General features: G+C 35.6%; 4 protein-coding genes. 2 read left to right on the top strand and 2 right to left on the bottom strand.

What is annotated here, in order from left to right; genetic code table 11:
* Both IM753_RS12685 and IM753_RS12680 read left to right on the top strand, forming a co-directional pair.
* On the top strand, positions 1–241 hold a 241-nt coding region (locus IM753_RS12685), incomplete at its 5' end, for a hypothetical protein (RefSeq protein ID WP_194109439.1).
* Between the two features lie 44 nt (positions 242–285).
* A complete protein-coding gene (locus tag IM753_RS12680; RefSeq protein WP_194109438.1) occupies positions 286–1329 on the top strand; it encodes a Fic family protein in 1044 nt (347 codons plus the stop codon).
* Here the strand turns inward: IM753_RS12680 and IM753_RS12675 are convergent.
* Positions 1326–2222 carry a relaxase/mobilization nuclease domain-containing protein gene (locus tag IM753_RS12675; protein WP_194109437.1) on the bottom strand — a complete coding sequence of 299 codons (897 nt, stop codon included), beginning with the start codon at positions 2220–2222 and terminating at the stop codon, positions 1326–1328. The genes IM753_RS12680 and IM753_RS12675 overlap by 4 nt on opposite strands.
* A gap of 90 nt (positions 2223–2312) precedes the next feature.
* The coding region (locus tag IM753_RS12670; RefSeq protein WP_255518677.1) for a hypothetical protein at positions 2313–3018 on the bottom strand (706 nt) is incomplete at its 5' end.

Raw genomic sequence — 3018 nt, 5'->3', positions numbered from 1 at the left:
TAGCGGTTATTCCAATATCGCCAAAATAACCCTGCACACCTGCACCAAAGACAATAAGACCATAGAGCAGGATTGTGAATATATAGGAGCAATCACTTACCGCCCCTATATGCGTGAGCTAATGATAACCACAACACCGCTCTACCCTATTTTAAATTGTCCTAGCCCCAACAATGGCTGTGTACAGGAGCAGATTTTTGTGGATAAGGAGAATGTGAAAAGTTTAGAAAAATTAAATTAAATATGCTATAATTTTCAATCAATTTTGTATTTCAGGTTGTTTTTATGAATGAACATACTCCAAAAAACCTAATACCATACAATCAAGACAAGCTATTGTATAAGCCAATATTTTCACAAGAAGAACTATTTTACTTGGAAGCGTTAAATTATTACTCAAAAAGCGAGTATTTAATGTCTCCGAGAAACATAGAATCATTTTCCATTGAGTTTGCTTATACTTCTGCTGTCCTTGAAGGCAATACTTATAATGCAATAGAAACAGAGATTTTATTAAAAACAGGTAGAACTTCTGGCTCTCAAAAGAAGTTTGAAGAAGCTCTAATGTTAAAAAATATGCACCGCTCATTTGATTATTTGGTTAATGAAGTAATTCAAGGTGGAAAAGAAAATCAAAGACCATTCACTTATTTATTAAAAAATGCACACTACCAAGCGTCAGAAATGATGTTGGATAAAAATGAATGTGGTTCTGTTAGAAAAGAACCTGTTTTTATTGGTATGTGTTCCTATGTTCCGTCAAGTATCCCAGCACAATTAGAAACTGGACTTGAAATAATAAACAATGAATACAATAATATTCAAAATCCATTTGAGAAAGCTGTTTACGCTCATCAAAACCTTGCCTATTTACAATATTTTTCAGACCACAACAAAAGAACTGCTCGCAATATGTGTGCTTACACCTTAATGCTTCATGACAAAATGCCTGTGATGTTTACAGAAAGAAGCGTGGAAGAATATGCTCGTGCAGTTACTCATTACTATGAAAGTGAACCAGCAGATTACACCGAATTTGCAAAGTATTTCATTTCATCTTATGAGCGAGTTTGTTCAAGAATGAATGCTAATGCTATTGTTGAAGCCCAAAATATTCTAAAAGTTATGTCTAGTAAAAATCTAAATGAAAGCTATCCAATGCTTTCAGATAATCAGATATTGGAACTAAAAACCAATAGAGATATGATTTTGGAAAGATACCCAGCACCAAAAGCACAAATTATTGCATTTGAAAGTTTGGCAAGCCAAATATCAGACATTGAAAAAAGTCAAGAATTAGACCAAGACAAGGGCAAAGGCGGACGCTAACGCCCCCTGCCCTTATCTTTGACCGCCCTACTCTCAACCAGTTTTTTAATTTCTGCCTTTAATTCTGTTTGGTCGCTAGGCAAGCTATCAGCATACGCTTGGTACTGCTTGGCGATTTCGCTATGGGTTGCCTGTATCTTTTTAAGCTGGCTCGCTGTTGGCTTTTTGTCGCCCTGCTCCGCCCCTGTGCGTGCATTCTTATGTAGTGAACCTTGACTTTTATTGTCTTGATACTTAAATTGATGTATTCGCCGTGTAGCGGTCGCTTCTATGCCCTGCTCTTTGAGCTTTACCACAAAAGCCACTCTATAATTATGCAAATCCTGCTTTCTGGGATTTAACCGTTCGCCCTTGTCATTTGTTGCATTTAGCAATACATGACAATGTGGGCTATCTGTATCCAAATGCTGTGCCATGAAGAATTTATGACCGTCAAATTCTTCTTTAACCAAGTTTCTTACCGCCGTCTTCATAGCGTCAGGGTTTGTACCTTTTGGCATTGAAAAGACAAAGTGGAACGCTTTCTTGCGTGAACCTGTCTCGTGTTTGTCGTGCATACCCATAGCACCCCACGAACCCAGCAAGTCTTTTTGTTCATTCTTGCCATTATACTTATTGCCGTCTTGGTCTTCTATCTCAACCTTGCCATTTCGTCCGATATAATCAGCGTGCGATTGAGCCTTATTAACCCCCTTTGATGAACCGCTTATTTTTACCACAACCTGCGGTAATTTTTTATTAACACCTTTTACTGTGTTTAAAGCGGTCTTTTTGGCATTATAATTAGGACGAACCGAATTAAAAGACATAACACCGCCACTACTGGCTGATTTTTTAGTTTTTTTAGGTGTGCCACCAAACCAATAATCAGGGTCATCGAATATTTTTGACATAGTTTATTCCAAATTGCCAAGTGTAAAAATAATAATAAATAATGAATATTTTTAATATTTCCAAATATCTACTTTTCATAACTAATAACCTTAATAAATACCTGTACTAGATTTCAATAAATCCTGCACAAACTTAATGTGTTTTTGAATTTGATTGTATAACTGGTTAATTGGCAATTCTATCATATCGCCAGCATTATTTGCTTTTGCTATTTGATTAACATTAATACCGATTTTATACAATTCATAATTTGACTTTTTCAAAACTTCTATTTCATTTCCAAGCAGTCTTTTTTGTGAATACAAATGCTCCAATATGATAACTGTGGTATAATATTGTATGGAGCTATGGCTATTTTTTGCCAGTTGCTCCAAGTATTCATAATCATAAATTGGGATTGATAATTGCAATCTTTGTTTTTTAATACCAAGTTTTTTTCTTGATAATTTTTTTGCCAAATCGTGATTGTTTTGTGATTTGGCTTCTTGAATTGCTTTATTATGATTTTGTATTTGTTCTTGGTGTTGTTCAATGAATTTTTGTTTATTAGCAATGGCTTGATTTTTTAATTCATCCTGGCAAATTCCACTTGATGAATTTTGCACCTGTTCATCACGCATTGCCCTGTCAATAAGTGCTAAAATCGCTTTGGTGCGTGATGACGAGCCAAACTCATTTTGAGCGTAGCGGTGTAAAAAATCTTTGTGTTCTTGGGTCAGTCCATGAAGCAAGAAGGCAGCGTTTTGAGACATAGCACAATCCAAACGAAGAAGAAGAAAAAATAAGAAGGACAGT

The organism is Moraxella sp. K127, assembly GCF_015223095.1.
Classification (GTDB): domain Bacteria; phylum Pseudomonadota; class Gammaproteobacteria; order Pseudomonadales; family Moraxellaceae; genus Moraxella.
The sequence above is the reverse complement of the archived record's forward strand: the minus strand, read 5'-3'. Positions and strand labels throughout refer to the sequence as shown.